Source organism: Mycolicibacterium sphagni (assembly GCF_002250655.1).
In the GTDB taxonomy this organism is placed as follows: domain Bacteria; phylum Actinomycetota; class Actinomycetes; order Mycobacteriales; family Mycobacteriaceae; genus Mycobacterium; species Mycobacterium sphagni.
Window position 1 is genome coordinate 1 of record NZ_NOZR01000041.1, and the last position, 13,708, is coordinate 13,708.

The 13,708-nt window shown below is 68.2% G+C and carries 14 protein-coding genes; 11 read left to right on the forward strand and 3 right to left on the reverse strand.

What is annotated here, in order from left to right:
- The first annotated feature begins 101 nt into the window (after window positions 1–101).
- From CG716_RS28265 to CG716_RS28275, 3 genes are read left to right on the forward strand one after another with little or no spacing between them, the layout of a single operon-like run.
- Entirely contained in the window at window positions 102–1,250 is a 1,149-nt protein-coding gene (locus tag CG716_RS28265; RefSeq protein WP_094484460.1) for a glycosyltransferase family 4 protein, read from the forward strand.
- A 10-nt stretch (window positions 1,251–1,260) separates the two neighbouring features.
- Window positions 1,261–1,911, forward strand: a complete 651-nt coding sequence (locus CG716_RS28270) for a cutinase family protein (RefSeq protein WP_094484461.1) — start codon at window positions 1,261–1,263, stop codon at window positions 1,909–1,911.
- A gap of 17 nt (window positions 1,912–1,928) precedes the next feature.
- Window positions 1,929–3,113 (forward strand): acyltransferase family protein, encoded by a 1,185-nt coding sequence (locus CG716_RS28275; protein WP_094484462.1) that lies wholly within the window; start codon window positions 1,929–1,931, stop codon window positions 3,111–3,113.
- On the opposite strand, the gene CG716_RS28280 is transcribed toward CG716_RS28275, so the two are convergent.
- Complete coding sequence (locus CG716_RS28280; protein ID WP_094484463.1) at window positions 3,052–4,851, reverse strand: AMP-dependent synthetase/ligase; 1,800 nt, start codon at window positions 4,849–4,851, stop codon at window positions 3,052–3,054. The two genes, CG716_RS28275 and CG716_RS28280, sit on opposite strands and share 62 nt — an antisense overlap.
- A gap of 66 nt (window positions 4,852–4,917) precedes the next feature.
- On the opposite strand from CG716_RS28280, the gene CG716_RS28285 reads away from it, so the two are divergent.
- The 5 genes from CG716_RS28285 (at window position 4,918) to CG716_RS28305 (ending at window position 8,330) form a co-directional block, all read left to right on the forward strand.
- A complete protein-coding gene (locus CG716_RS28285) occupies window positions 4,918–5,307 on the forward strand; it encodes a polyketide cyclase / dehydrase and lipid transport (RefSeq protein ID WP_094484464.1) in 390 nt (129 codons plus the stop codon).
- A gap of 99 nt (window positions 5,308–5,406) precedes the next feature.
- Window positions 5,407–5,841 carry an SRPBCC family protein gene (locus CG716_RS28290; RefSeq protein ID WP_094484465.1) on the forward strand — a complete coding sequence of 145 codons (435 nt, stop codon included), beginning with the start codon at window positions 5,407–5,409 and terminating at the stop codon, window positions 5,839–5,841.
- Window positions 5,842–7,128, forward strand: coding sequence for an ArsA family ATPase (locus CG716_RS28295; protein WP_207760811.1), 1,287 nt, complete (start codon window positions 5,842–5,844; stop codon window positions 7,126–7,128).
- A complete protein-coding gene (locus CG716_RS28300) occupies window positions 7,125–7,490 on the forward strand; it encodes a hypothetical protein (RefSeq protein WP_094484481.1) in 366 nt (121 codons plus the stop codon). Before CG716_RS28295 ends, CG716_RS28300 begins: the two co-directional genes overlap by 4 nt.
- A 108-nt stretch (window positions 7,491–7,598) precedes the next feature.
- On the forward strand, window positions 7,599–8,330 hold the full coding sequence (locus CG716_RS28305; protein ID WP_094484466.1) for a lysophospholipid acyltransferase family protein: 732 nt from the start codon (window positions 7,599–7,601) through the stop codon (window positions 8,328–8,330).
- Here the strand turns inward: CG716_RS28305 and CG716_RS28310 are convergent.
- Window positions 8,272–9,567: a glycosyltransferase 87 family protein gene (locus CG716_RS28310; RefSeq protein ID WP_094484467.1), complete on the reverse strand. Its 1,296-nt coding sequence runs from the start codon at window positions 9,565–9,567 to the stop codon at window positions 8,272–8,274. The two genes, CG716_RS28305 and CG716_RS28310, sit on opposite strands and share 59 nt — an antisense overlap.
- A gap of 137 nt (window positions 9,568–9,704) precedes the next feature.
- Here CG716_RS28310 and CG716_RS28315 point away from each other — a divergent pair, with 137 nt between their 5' ends.
- Genes CG716_RS28315 through CG716_RS28325 form a run of 3 tightly spaced genes read left to right on the forward strand, consistent with a single transcriptional unit; the run spans window position 9,705 to window position 12,474 of the window.
- Window positions 9,705–10,523, forward strand: coding sequence for a hypothetical protein (locus CG716_RS28315; protein ID WP_094484482.1), 819 nt, complete (start codon window positions 9,705–9,707; stop codon window positions 10,521–10,523).
- A gap of 11 nt (window positions 10,524–10,534) precedes the next feature.
- Window positions 10,535–11,044, forward strand: a complete 510-nt coding sequence (locus CG716_RS28320; protein ID WP_094484468.1) for a polyadenylate-specific 3'-exoribonuclease AS — start codon at window positions 10,535–10,537, stop codon at window positions 11,042–11,044.
- Window positions 11,045–11,076: 32 nt separating this feature from the next.
- Window positions 11,077–12,474, forward strand: a complete 1,398-nt coding sequence (locus CG716_RS28325; protein ID WP_094484469.1) for a class II 3-deoxy-7-phosphoheptulonate synthase — start codon at window positions 11,077–11,079, stop codon at window positions 12,472–12,474.
- On the opposite strand, the gene CG716_RS28330 is transcribed toward CG716_RS28325, so the two are convergent.
- Window positions 12,471–13,679 carry a protein kinase domain-containing protein gene (locus CG716_RS28330; RefSeq protein ID WP_165774344.1) on the reverse strand — a complete coding sequence of 403 codons (1,209 nt, stop codon included), beginning with the start codon at window positions 13,677–13,679 and terminating at the stop codon, window positions 12,471–12,473. The two genes, CG716_RS28325 and CG716_RS28330, sit on opposite strands and share 4 nt — an antisense overlap.
- Window positions 13,680–13,708 lie beyond the last annotated feature (29 nt).

A 13,708-nucleotide genomic window follows, 5' to 3' on the forward strand; every position in this document is an offset into this window, starting at 1 on the left:
CACGGCGACTTCGCGACCGCGGTGCGCCGGGCGCTTGGCACGGACATTGCTGGGCTACGTGCCCGCTGGGCGCAGTGGCTGACCGGCTAGGTTGAGTGGCGATGACGCGGGTCCTGCTGGTCACCAATGACTTTCCGCCTCGCCGTGGCGGCATCCAGTCCTACCTGGAGCAGTTCGTCGGCCAGCTTGCGGCCACCGGCGAACACGAGCTCACCGTGTACGCCCCGAAGTGGAAGGGCGCCCAGGAGTACGACGAGGCTGCCGGCTACCGCATCGTGCGCCACCCCGGCACGTTGATGCTGCCCGAGCCGGGAGTGGATCGCCGGATGCGGGCCCTGATCGCCGAGCACGGCATCGAGACGGTGTGGTTCGGTGCGGCCGCACCGCTGGCGCTGCTGGCCGGGCGGGCCCGTGGTGCGGGTGCGCGCCGCGTGCTGGCCAGCACGCACGGCCACGAGGTGGGCTGGTCGATGCTGCCGGGCGCCCGCTCGGCGCTGCGGCGCATCGGCGAGGACACCGACGTCGTGACGTTCATCAGCCACTACACCCGCGGCCGGATCGCGTCGGCGTTCGGCCGCAACGCCGCCCTGGAACACCTACCGCCGGGCGTCGACACCGACCGTTTCCGGCCCGACGCCGCCGCCAGAACCGAACTGCGGGAACGCTACGGCCTGGGCCGGCGACCGACGGTCGTGTGTCTGTCCCGGCTGGTCCCACGTAAGGGCCAGGACATGCTCATCAAGGCCCTGCCCGGTATTCGGCGGCGGGTCGAGGGGGCCGCGCTGGTCATCGTCGGCGGCGGACCGTACGCCGAGGACCTGCACAAGCTGGCAGACCACGTCGGCGTGAGCGATGACGTGGTGTTCACCGGTGCGGTGCCCGGTGCCGAGCTGCCAGGCCACTACGCGATGGCCGATGTCTTCGCGATGCCTTGCCGCACAAGGGGTTCCGGCCTCGACGTGGAGGGGCTCGGCATCGTGTTCCTGGAGGCGTCGGCCGCCGGGGTGCCGGTGGTCGCCGGCAGCTCGGGCGGCGCTCCCGAAGCGGTGAAGGAGGGCGAGACCGGACTTGTGGTCGACGGGCGCTCGGTGGAGGAGATCACCGCCGCGGTCTCGGACATCCTCACCGACTCCGCCCTGGCCGCGCGGATGGGGGAGGCCGGCCGGCGGTGGATCGAAACGGACTGGAACTGGGCCATGCACAGCGCGCGGCTTTCCCAACTGCTCGGTGCGGCCGAGCACACCGTGTGACGATGTGCCGATGAGCACCACCCGGGCGGCCGTACTCGGCGGCGTCCTCACCGCCGTCGCGGCGTTCCTCTACCCGGCCGGTGTCGCACAGGCCGACGACTGCCCCGACGTCGAGGTGATCTTCGCCCGCGGCACCGGAGAGCCGCCCGGCATCGGGCGAGTGGGCCAGGCATTCGCCGACGCGCTCACCCCACGGCTGGGTGGGCGGACCATGGACACCTACGCGGTGAACTACCCGGCGAGCCTGAACTTCCTTGCCGCCGCGTCCGGCGCCGACGACGCGGCGGCCCGCATCGCCGACATGGGCGGACGCTGCCCGCAGACCTCCCTGGTGCTCGGCGGGTTCTCCCAGGGTGCGGCAGCGGTGTCGATGCTGGCCGGCGTTCCGCCGGTCGGACAGCGGATCGGCAGCATCGGCTCGGCGCCGCCATTGCCGCCGGCGGCCGCCGGGCAGGTCGCCGCGGTCGCCGTGTTCGGCAATCCCGGTGCCCGCTTCGGCACCCCGCTGTCGACCACCGGCCAGTTCGCCGGCCGCGCCATCGACGTGTGCAGCGACGGGGACCCGATCTGCTCGTCGGGACGCGATCGCGGCGCTCACAGCGCCTACGAACTGCCGCCGTACCCCGACCAGGCTGCGGGCTTCGTCGCCGGCCTGCTCTGAGGAGTACCCTCGCCTCGGTGCTGACCAGCCCCGATCTTGACCTTGACACCGGTGCAGCCGCGCCGGTATCCGGTCGGCTGGCCTCGCTGACCGGTTTACGGGCGGTGGCGGCCCTTCTTGTGGTCGGCACTCACGCGGCGTTCGCGACCGGCAAGCTCACCCATGGCTACCTCGGCCTGGGGTTGGCGCGGCTGGAGGTCGGAGTGTCGATCTTCTTCGCGCTGTCGGGCTTCTTGCTGTTCCGCCCGTGGGTAGTCGCGGCGGCCTCCGGGTCGGCGGCTCCCTCGGCCAGGATCTACGCCCGGCACCGGCTGCGTCGCATCATGCCCGCCTACGTGGTGACGGTCCTGCTCGCCTACGCCGTGTACTCGTTTTACTCGACAGGCCCCAACCCGGGCCAGAGCCTCACGGGCCTGATCCGCCACCTCACGCTGACCCAGATCTACACCGACAACTACCTGCTGACCTACCTGCACCGCGGGCTGTCCCAGACCTGGAGCCTGGCCGTCGAGGTCGCGTTCTACGCGGTGCTGCCGCTGCTGGCCTATCTGCTGCTGGTCGTCGTGAGCCGCGGCCGGTGGCGGCCCGGCCGGTTGCTGGCCGGATTGACGGCCCTGGCCGCAGTTAGTCCGCTATGGCTGCTCGTGCTGAACACCACCGACTGGCTGCCCAACTCGGCCGGAATGTGGCTACCTGCACAGCTTTCCGCGTTCGCGGGCGGGATGGCGGTTGCCGTTGCGAACGTCATGGGCGTGCGCTTGCGGGCCGAGGTCGTCGTCGCGACAGCCGTCGCGCTGTACCTACTGGTGTCTACACCGCTGGCGGGCGCGGTCACTCTTGCGCCAGTGCCGGTGTGGCAACCGCTGGCCAAGGCCGGGCTGTACGCCGCGATCGCGACACTGGTGGTGGCGGCTGCGACGCTGGCCGGGCGGGGGATGGTCGACGGGGTGCTGAGCGCCAAGCCAATGGTGTGGCTCGGCGAGATCTCCTACGAGATTTTCCTGCTGCACGTGCTGGTGATGGCCATCGTGCTGAGCGCGGTGCTGCGCTGGCCGTTGTTCACCGGTTCGCTGCCGGGGCTGTACCTGCTGACACTCGCTGTCACAGTCCCGCTGGCCTGGCTGCTGCATCGGGCCACAATTATTTGGCGTAGATCGCCTCGATCTCCCCGGCGAATTTCTCCGCGACGACGTTGCGCTTGACCTTCAGCGTCGGCGTCAGCTCGCCGGTCTGGACGGTGAAATCACACGGCAAGATCCGGAACTTGCGGATCGACTCAGCATGCGACACATGTTGATTCGCATCCTTGATGGCCATTTCAATCTCGGCGACCAGATCGGGATCCTCCCGCAGGTCACTCACCGACGCGCCGGCGGGCTTGCCGTGGTGGGACTTCCACACCTCGAATGACTCGGGATCGATGGCGATCAGCACACCGATGAACGGCTGGTTGTCGCCGACGGCCATGGCCTGACTGATCAGCGGGTGAGCCCGCAGTGCATCCTCGAGTACTGCGGGCGCGACGTTCTTGCCGCCCGCGGTCACGATGAGTTCCTTCTTGCGGCCGGTGATCGACAGAAAGTCGTCGGCGTCCACGCTGGCCAGATCGCCTGTGTGGAACCAGCCGTCGATGATCGCCTCGTCGGTGGCCTTCTCGTTGCGCCAGTAGCCGTCGAACACCACGCCACCCTTGACCAGCAGCTCGCCGTCCGGCGCGATCGCCATGCTGTTGCCGGGCACCAGCTTGCCGACGGTCCCCACCTTGAGTTCGCCGATGCGGTTCACCGTGATCGCCGCACTGGTCTCGGTCAGTCCATAGCCTTCGTAGATCGACAAGCCGACCCCGCGGTAGAAGTGGCCCAACCGCTTGCCCAGCGGTGCGCCGCCGGAGATCGCGGCATGGCAGTCACCGCCGAGAGCGGCCCGCAGTTTGCCGTAGACAAGCCGGTCGAACACCGCGTGAGCAGCCTTGAGCAGGAGATTGGGGCTACTGGTCCCAAGCGCCTCGCTGTAGGCGATCGCGGTGCTGGCGGCCAGCTCGAAGATCCGGCCCTTGCCGCTGTCGCGGGCGTTCAACTCCGCTGTGTTGTAAACCTTTTCGAACACCCGAGGTACCGAGACCACGATCGTCGGCTTGAAGACCTGCAGCATCGGCACCAAGTTCTTGATGTCACTGGTGTAGCCGAGTGTCACCTTGTTGGCGAACGCCGTCATCGACAGGGCCCGCGCCAGCACGTGTGCCATCGGCAGGAACACCAGCAGGCGCTCGTTCTGGCGCAGGAGGGTCGGGAAACACGTTGTCGCACCACGAGTTTCGGATAGCAGATTGGCGTGGGTCAGCTGCACGCCCTTGGGCCTGCCAGTAGTGCCCGAGGTGTAGATCAGGGTCGCCGGGTCGCTCGAGCGCAGCGCCGCCAGTCGGCGGTCGAGCTCCGCGGGGGCGACGCCAGCCCCGCCCTGGGCCAGCTCGTCGAGCGCGGTGGGACCCGCGGACTCGATGCGCAGCTGCTTGCGCAGGGAGGGGAGTTCGTGGGCGAGTTCGGAGACCATCTGGGCGTGTGCCTCGGTCTCGGTGAACACCAGCGCCGCGCCGGAATCCTCGAGCACCCAGCGGACCTGCTCGGCCGACGAGGTCTCATAGATGGGCACCGTGACCGCGCCGACCGACAGGATCGCGTAGTCGAGGATCACCCACTCGTAGCGAGTCGCAGACAGGATCGCCACCCGGTCACCGGCCTGCACACCCTCGGCGATCAATCCCAGCGCCGCCGAGCGGATCTGGGCGGCCACCTCCGCGCATGTGACGTCGGCCCAGGCGCCGTCGACCAGCCGCTGCAGGATCACGTAGCGGGGGTCGGTGCGCTCGTGGGAGTACACCGAGCTGACGACGTTGTCGTGTTCACCGATGGTGAACGACGCCGGAACGCTGTATTCACGCATCCGCCCAGCCTAGTCAACCGGCAGGTGGGCGACCGGTTCACCGGCCCGATATGTGAAGCTAGAGCCATGAACAGCATCCAGGTCGCCGATGAGACGTTCGTGGCGGCTGATCCGGCGGCGGTGGGGCGCGCGGTCTCGGACCGGGCGAGCTGGCGGCGGTGGTGGCCGGACCTACGGCTGGATGTCGTCGAGGACCGCGCCGACAAAGGTGTGCGCTGGACGGTGACCGGTCCGCTGACCGGCAGCATGGAAATCTGGCTGGAGCCGGTGCTCGACGGCGTGCTGCTGCATTACTTTTTGCACGCCGAGCCATCGGGCATCGCGGCCTGGCAGCTGGCCAAGATGAACCTGGCCAAGCTGAACCACAAGCGCCGCGTGGCCGGCAAGCGGATGGCGTTCGAGGTGAAATCCACACTGGAGGCATCGCGCCCGGTGGGGGTCGCGCCCGGGCACTGATATCGGGTCACATGCGTAGGCGGGAGGGTACCGTTTGTGGCCGAGGGAGTGCGATCTTGTGGGGTCGCGCAGCGTAAAAAGCGACGGGAATTGGCAACAGTGGCTGACAAGACGGCGCAGACCATCTACATCGACGCGGATCCCCGCACTGTGATGGATGTCATCGCCGATATCGGTGCGTACCCGCAGTGGGTCTCGGAGTACAAGGAGACCGAGGTTCTCGATTCCGACGAACTGGGTTACCCGCTGACCGCCCGGCTGGTTCTCGACGCCGCGGTGCTCAAGGACACCATGGTGCTGTCCTACGACTGGCCCGCCGATCGAAAGTCGGTGCGCTGGTCGCTGGTGTCCAGCTCGTTGTTGCGGGCCCTCGATGGGGCGTACACGTTGGCGCCCAAGGGTTCTGGAACCGATGTCACCTACGAGCTCTCGGTGGATCTGGTCATCCCGATGATCGGGTTGCTCAAGCGCAAGGCTGAGCGGCGGCTGACCGACACCGCGCTCAAGGACCTGAAGAAATGGGTCGAGGGCTGAGTGGAGCCCGGTGACGCCCCCGCTGATGCGGGCCTGACTGACCGGGCCCGGATCAGTTTCTTCGTCGGCAAGGGCGGTGTGGGCAAGTCGACTCTGGCCTCGGCGACCGCGGTGCGCGCGGCGCTGGCCGGGGAACGTGTGCTCGCGGTGTCGACCGACCAGGCGCACTCACTCGGCGACGTCTTCGGCGTGCCGGTGCCGCCTACGGGGGCGCGCGAGCCGGTACGGATTCTCACCGAGGAAGGCACCGACGATCTCGGCGGCGGGCACCTCGACGCGCTGGCTCTTGACACGCTGGCGCTGCTCGAAGGCAGATGGCGGGCCATCGCGCCCGTGCTGGCCGCCAGATTCCCGAACTCTGACGTCAAAGACGTTGCCCCGGAAGAACTTTCCGCGCTACCCGGTATTCAGGAGGTGCTCGGCCTGGCCGAGGTGGCCGCACTGGCCGACTCCGGCAGGTGGGACTACGTCGTGGTCGACTGCGCGTCGACCGCTGACGCCATGCGAATGCTGACGCTGCCCGCGGCGTTCGGCATGTACATGGAACGGGCCTGGCCGCGACATCGCCGGCTGAGCGCGGCCATGGACAACGCGCACAGCGCCGCGACGGTGGCGGTGATCGAGGGGATGAGCTCCGGGGTCGAAGGGTTGTCCGCTCTGCTCACCGACGGGCAGCGGGTCAGCGCCCACCTGGTGCTCACCGCCGAACGGGTGGTGGCTGCCGAGGCCGTGCGCACCCTGGGTTCGCTGGTGCTGATGGGCGTCCGGGTGGCTGAACTTTTCGTCAATCAGATTCTGGTTCAAGATGATTCGTATGAGTATCGCAACCTCCCGGAGCATCCCGCATTCGACTGGTATTCCGAGCGGATCTCCGAGCAGCGGTTGGTGCTCGACGAACTGACCACCGCGATCGGCGACGTGCAGCTGGTTCTGGCGCCGCACCTGCCCGGCGAGCCGATCGGGGCCAAGGCGCTGGGGCAGCTACTGGACAGCGCCCGCCGGCGCGACGGCTCCCCACCGCCGGGGCCGCTGAAGCCGATCGTGGACCGCGAATCGGGCTCGGGAGTCGATGCCGTCTACCGCATGCGGTTAGAGTTGCCGCAAATCGATCCGGGGACGCTGACGCTGGGACGGGTCGACGACGACTTGATCATCGGCGCGGCAGGGATGCGGCGCCGCGTGCGACTGGCGTCGGTGCTGCGGCGGTGCATCGTGGTGGACGCGGCGTTGCGTGGCACCGAGCTGACTGTGCGCTTTCAACCCAATCCGGAGGTGTGGCCCGCGTGAACGGCCCGCATCCCGACCTCGGGCCCGAACTACGCGCGCTGGCCCAGGCGATCCTGGACCGGCTCGATCCCGCCGTGCGTGCCGGTGCCGCGATGACCGCAAGCGCCGGGCCGGGCAAGTGCCAACAGGTGTGGTGCCCGGTGTGTGCGCTGGCCGCTCTGGTCAACGGCGAACAGCACCCGCTGCTGACCGTCGTCGCCGAGCACAGCGTGGCGCTGGTCGCGATGATCCGGACGATGGTGGCCGAGGACGGCTCGGGCGATCCCGGGCCAGAGGGTGCGCCGCCGGATGCGCCTGACCCTGATTCGCCGGGCCCCCCACCGAGTCGCTATCAGCACATCCCGGTCAGCGTCGAAGAGTGACCGGTGGTCGGGTCTGATGATCCGATGTGAACGGGGCGTGACCTGTGGTCGGTGTCGGAATGCCTGGGTAGAGTTGGTCCAAAGCGCGCGGCCCGAGGTGGAGGCTCCATGTGGTATTGGCTGTTCAAGTACATCTTCATGGGCCCCCTGCTGTGGTTGCTAGGACGGCCGAAAGTCGAAGGACTGGAACATCTTCCGACTTCCGGCCCCGCGATCCTGGCCAGTAATCACCTGGCGGTGGCCGACAGCTTCTACCTGCCGCTGGTCGTGCGCCGGCGCATCACGTTCCTGGCCAAGTCCGAATACTTCACCGGCACGGGCGTCAAGGGCTGGTTCAACCGCTGGTTCTACACCGCGGCCGGCCAGGTGCCGATCGACCGCACCGACGCCGACGCCGCCCAGGCCGCGCTGATCACCGCCGAGCGGCTGTTGAAGCAGGGCAAGCTGCTCGGGATGTACCCCGAAGGCACCCGCTCGCCGGATGGCCGGCTCTACAAGGGCAAGACCGGGCTGGCGCGGTTGGCGCTGGAGACCCAGGTGCCGGTGATTCCGGTCGCGATGATCGGAACTGACGTCGTGAACCCGCCCGGATCGAAAATGTGGCGTTTTGGCCGGGTCACCGTGCGGTTCGGCAAGCCGATGGATTTCTCCCGGTTCGACGGTCTGGCCGGCAACCGGTTCATCGAGCGGGCCGTCATCGACGAGGTCATCTACGACCTGATGGAGCTTTCCGGCCAGGAGTACGTCGACATCTACGCCGCGACGCTCAAGACTGCCGACGTCACGCCGGGTGGACCAGGTCAGCCACCGGCGCGGTTCCCGGAGACCGCCGCGGGCTAGCGCCCGCCGTGGTCACGGTGAGCCCTGCGACGGCGATTACCGCCAGAGCCCACCACACATAGGACATTCCCAGCAGCTGACGCCACCACGACGCCAGCACCTCGTGATGCTTGGGCAACAGCTCCAGCGGGACCCACACCATCAGCACCACCCCGACCGCGGTGACCAGACCCAGCGCCATGTTCCGGCGGCGGTAGGCCACCACCGCGCCCGTGATGACCGTCGGGAGCGCCCACACCCAGTGGTGCGACCACGAGACCGGCGAGACCACCAGCCCGAACAGCGCCACGCACATCAGTGCCAGCGTCGTCTCCCTGGCGGCCAGCACCCGCCGGACCGCCCAGATGGTCAGGGCCAGGACGGCGAAGCAGGCCAGCGTCCAGAGGACGAAGTGGGTGCTCTTGTCCAAGCCGAGGCGGGCCAGGGCACCGGCGATGTTCTGGTTGGTGTTGAGTGCCGCGCTACCGATCCGGTCGGTGTGCCGGATCGTCGTGGTCCAGTACTCCACCGAATCACGCCAGGCCAGCAGGCAGCCCAGCAGGCTGGCGGCGACGAACGAGCCGACCGCCGTCAGCGCGGCCCGGCCGTCGCGGCGCAGCAGAAAGTACAACAGGAACACCGCGGGCGTCAGCTTCAGCGCGATCGCCACCCCCAGCAGCATCCCGCGCGGCCACGGGGTGCGCCGCGGCAGGCAGTCGGCGATCACCAGCGTCATCAGCACGACGTTGATCTGGCCGAAGTCGAAGTTGGCCTCGATCGGCTCGAGGTACATCACCGCCAGTGCCACGATGCCCGCCGCCAGCCAGCCGCGGCGCAGCCAAGCCGGCTCGCGCGTCAGCGTGGATACCGGCCACACCGCGAGGCGGGTCAGCACGATCCAGGTGGACAGCAGCACCAGGACCAGCGTGATGACCGTGATGACCACGCTGGCTACCGGTAACGGCACCCAGGCGAACGGGCTGAACGCGATGGCCGCCAGCGGGGGATACGTGAAGGGAAGATCAAGCCCGACGAGGGTGTGGAACGTCGCGTCGCCGGCATACAGCGACCGCCCGTCCAGCCAGGCCTGCCCGCCCATCCGGTAGACCTCGATGTCGATCCGGTACGGGATCTGCCCAAACAGCAGCCACCCGGCGTAAAGCACCAGCGCGACGATCGCGACCTGGGTCACCCGCCACCCGACGGTCAGCACGGGCCCCGCTTCACTGCCCAGGTTGGACAACCGCCGCATAGTCATGTCGTACCCAGAATATCGGGGTGTCACGACGCGCCGGGCGCCATCCCGGCCGTGCCGGCCCCTATTGACCGTCATCGGGCGTATCTTCTGTCCCCGTGCCCTTCCACCTGCACTTCGACGTCGTCGCCCCCGGGCGCATGCCGTTGATGTGGTGTTTGATTGCGTTCATCGTCACGTTCTTCGTGACCAGGTCGATCGTGCGCTACATCCGGCACAACGCCGGCAACGACGCTCCGCGCAAGTGGTGGCAGCCGCGCAACATCTCCGGCCACGGCGGATTGCATATCCATCACGTGGTGATCGGCATCGTTTTGGTGATGATCTCCGGCGTCTCGATGGTGACACTGGCCACTGACGGTGGAATCGGTGAATTTACCGCTGCCGCAATTGTTTTCGGGATCGGCGCGGCCCTGGTTCTCGACGAGTTCGCCCTCATCCTGCATCTGGAGGACGTGTACTGGGCCGAGGACGGCCGCACGTCGGTGGACGCGGTGTTCGCCGCGATCGCCGTCTCCGGCCTGCTGATCATGGGCTTCAACCCGTTGTCGTTCTTCGATATCGGGATCTGGCGGCAGGACGATTCGGTCACGGCCCGCGGCGTCGTCGTGGTGCTCGCGGCGCTGACCCTGGCGCTGGCGGTGGTGGTGCTGCTCAAAGGCAAGGTCTGGACCGGGCTGATCGGGATGTTCATCACACCTCTGCTGTTCGTCGGCGCGATCCGGCTGTCCCGGCCGCACGCCCCCTGGGCCCGGTGGCACTACCAGGACAAGCCCCGGAAGATGCGTCGAGCGCTGGAGCGGGAACGGTATGTGCGGCGCCCCGTCGTGCAGGCCAAGCTGTGGCTGCAGCACATCATCGCCGGTGAACCCAGCTTCCCGGCCGACGCCGAGGTGGATGCCGAGTTGGACCGCGAGATCCACGCCGCCCCTGCGCCGCAACGGGTCACGACGGGATAGGGTGTGCGCCAGTGCGCTTCTTCTACGACACCGAATTCATCGACAACGGCCGGATCATCGATCTGATCTCGATCGGTGTGGTGGCCGAGGACGGGCGCGAGTTCTACGCGATCTCCACCGAATTCGACCCTGAGTCGGCCGGCAAGTGGGTGCGCACCAACGTGCTGCCGAAGCTGCCCAGCCCGTCGTCGCAGCTGTGGCGATCCCGGCGCCAGATCCGTGACGGTCTGGAGGAATTCTTCAATATCGACGGTGACGAGCCGATCGAGCTGTGGGCATGGGTGGCCGCCTACGACCACGTCGCTCTGTGCCAGCTGTGGGGGCCGATGACCAGCCTGCCGCCGCAGATCCCGCGGTTCACCCGCGAGCTGCGCCAGTTCTGGGAAGATCGCGGCTGTCCCCGCATGCCCCCGCGGCCGCACGACACCCACGACGCACTGGTCGACGCCCGTCACAACCTGCGCCGGTACGAGCTGATGACCACCGGTATCGACCGCGGCGCCACCCCAGCCGAGCGGTAAAAGGGGGTGCACGCCCCGGTTACCATGGATGCGTGAACTGGACCGTTGATGTGCCCATCGAACAGCTGCCGTCGCTGCCGCCGCTGCCTGCTGACCTGCGCGGACGGCTCGATGCCGCGCTGAGCAAGCCGGCCGCCCAGCAGCCCAGCTGGGATGCCGGCCAGGCACAGGCAATGCGGACGGTCCTGGAGAGCGTGCCGCCGGTCACCGTGCCCTCCGAGATCGAGAAGTTGTCCGCCCAGCTGGCCGCGGTCGCCCGCGGTGAGGCGTTCCTGCTGCAGGGCGGCGACTGCGCCGAGACTTTCGCCGACAACACCGAACCGCACATCCGGGCCAACATCCGCACGCTGCTGCAGATGGCCGTCGTCCTCACCTACGGCGCCAGCCTGCCGGTGGTCAAGGTAGCGCGCATCGCGGGGCAGTACGCCAAGCCGCGCTCCTCGGACACCGACGCGCTGGGCCTGAAGTCCTACCGCGGCGACATGGTCAACGGCTTCGCGCCGGATGCTGCTGTGCGCGAACATGATCCGTCTCGGCTGGTGCGTGCCTACGCCAACGCCAGTGCGGCGATGAACCTGGTGCGCGCGCTGACCTCCTCGGGACTGGCCTCGCTGCACCTGGTGCACGACTGGAACCGCGAGTTCGTCCGCACCTCGCCGGCGGGAGCCCGCTACGAGACGCTGGCCGGCGAGATCGACCGCGGCCTGAAGTTCATGAGTGCCTGCGGGGTGAACGACCGCAACCTCGACACCGCCGAGATCTACGCCAGCCACGAGGCGCTGGTGCTCGACTACGAGCGGGCGATGTTGCGCTTGAGCGAGGAGTTCCCGCTCGAGGCTCCCGAGTCGCGGCTCTATGACCTGTCGGCGCACTACGTCTGGATCGGGGAGCGCACCCGCCAGCTCGACGGCGCGCACATCGCCTTCGCCGAGACGATCGCAAACCCGATCGGGGTGAAGATCGGCCCGGCCACGTCGCCGGAGCTGGCCGTGGAGTACGTCGAACGGCTCGATCCGCACAACAAGCCCGGCCGGCTGACGCTGGTCAGCCGGATGGGCAACCACAAGGTCCGCGACGTGCTGCCGCCGATCATCGAGAAGGTGCAGGCCTCGGGTCACCAGGTCATCTGGCAGTGCGATCCCATGCACGGCAACACCCACGAGTCTTCGACGGGCTACAAGACCCGTCACTTCGACCGGATCGTCGATGAGGTGCAGGGCTTCTTCGAGGTGCACCGCGCGCTGGGCACCCACCCCGGCGGCATCCACGTCGAGATCACCGGTGAGAACGTCACCGAATGCCTCGGCGGCGCGCAGGACATCTCCGATTCCGATTTGGCCGGCCGCTACGAGACGGCGTGCGATCCGCGGCTCAACACCCAGCAGTCACTGGAGTTGGCGTTCCTGGTCGCGGAGATGCTGCGCGACTAGCCGATCAGGCCCTGCACGTTGGTGCCGAGCGTCCACCCGGCCGCGGCCATCCCTGCGGTCAGCAGCAGCACGATCAGCAGCCAGAACGCCAGGGACCGCCGGGCGCGCTGACGCTCCCAGACGAATTCGCCGATGTCGATACCGGCGAATTGCGCTGTCACGGCTGGGATTTCGTCCTCCACCTCGGCGGGCTGCCACTCCTGCGGGTCACGGATGAGCTGCCGGGTGGCGTTCTTGGCCGGCGGGGCCGGTGGAACCGGCGGTGCTGGCGCCGCGGCCGGTGCGGGCGGGCGGGGCCGATGGTCGTCGGTGGGCCTGGAGTGAAAGGCCGTGGCCGCCGCGTGCTGGGCCGAGTTCTTCGGTGCGGGCACACGGAATTTCGGCAATGCCAGCTCGTGGGCGATGGCGTCCAGATCCTCGGCCATCTCCTCGGCGTCGGCAAAGCGGGCGTCTGCGTAGCGCGCGGTGGCGTGCGCGATGAACTCGTCGAACTGGCGGGGCACCCCGCTGATCACCGTGCTGGGTAGCGGCACGTCGTGGTCCATCCGCTGATACGCCACGGTCAATGGATTGTCACCGGTGAACGGCGTTGTGCCGGTGATCAATTCGTAGGCCAGGATACCGACTGCGTAGACGTCGCTGCGGGCGTCGGCCGTGCCGCTGCTCACCTGCTCGGGTGACAGGTAGGCCGCGGTGCCCAGAATCACACTGGTGGACGTGATGCCGGCCTCGGCCACCGCGCGCACTAGGCCGAAGTCGACGAGCTTCACGTCGCCGTCGTCGGAGATCAGCACGTTCTCGGGTTTGACGTCGCGATGCACCAGCCCGGCGTGATGCGCGGTTGCCAGACCGCCCAGCACCGGGCGCAGCACCGCCGCGGCGGCATGCGGGGGCATGGGGCCACGCTCACGCAGCAGCTCGCGCAGCGTGCCGCCCTCGATCAGTTCCATGACCAGAAACGGGTGGCTGCCATCGAGGCCCTGGTCATAGACCGCGACTAGCCCCGGATCCTTCAACCGCGCCACCGCGCGGGCCTCGCGCTGGAAGCGGGTCAGGAACTGGCTGTCGTTGGCGTAGCGCGCATCCATCACTTTCAGCGCCACCGGCCGGTCCAGACGCACATCCAGACCGCGGTACACCGTCGACATTCCGCCGGTAGCGATCCTGCCGTCGACGCGGTACCGGCCTTCCAGCAACACGCCCATCAGTGGGTCCGACGTCACCGACACATGGT

Excerpts from the sequence above, each read along its gene's own strand:
- CG716_RS28330 (WP_165774344.1), bottom strand. The coding sequence starts at position 13,679 with ATGGGCGTGTTGCTGGAAGGCCGGTACCGCGTCGACGGCAGGATCGCT.
- CG716_RS28285 (WP_094484464.1), top strand. The coding sequence starts at position 4,918 with ATGAACAGCATCCAGGTCGCCGATGAGACGTTCGTGGCGGCTGATCCG.
- CG716_RS28270 (WP_094484461.1), top strand. The coding sequence starts at position 1,261 with ATGAGCACCACCCGGGCGGCCGTACTCGGCGGCGTCCTCACCGCCGTC.
- CG716_RS28305 (WP_094484466.1), top strand. The coding sequence starts at position 7,599 with ATGTGGTATTGGCTGTTCAAGTACATCTTCATGGGCCCCCTGCTGTGG.
- CG716_RS28265 (WP_094484460.1), top strand. The coding sequence starts at position 102 with ATGACGCGGGTCCTGCTGGTCACCAATGACTTTCCGCCTCGCCGTGGC.
- CG716_RS28280 (WP_094484463.1), bottom strand. The coding sequence starts at position 4,851 with ATGCGTGAATACAGCGTTCCGGCGTCGTTCACCATCGGTGAACACGAC.
- CG716_RS28315 (WP_094484482.1), top strand. The coding sequence starts at position 9,705 with ATGCCGTTGATGTGGTGTTTGATTGCGTTCATCGTCACGTTCTTCGTG.
- CG716_RS28310 (WP_094484467.1), bottom strand. The coding sequence starts at position 9,567 with ATGACTATGCGGCGGTTGTCCAACCTGGGCAGTGAAGCGGGGCCCGTG.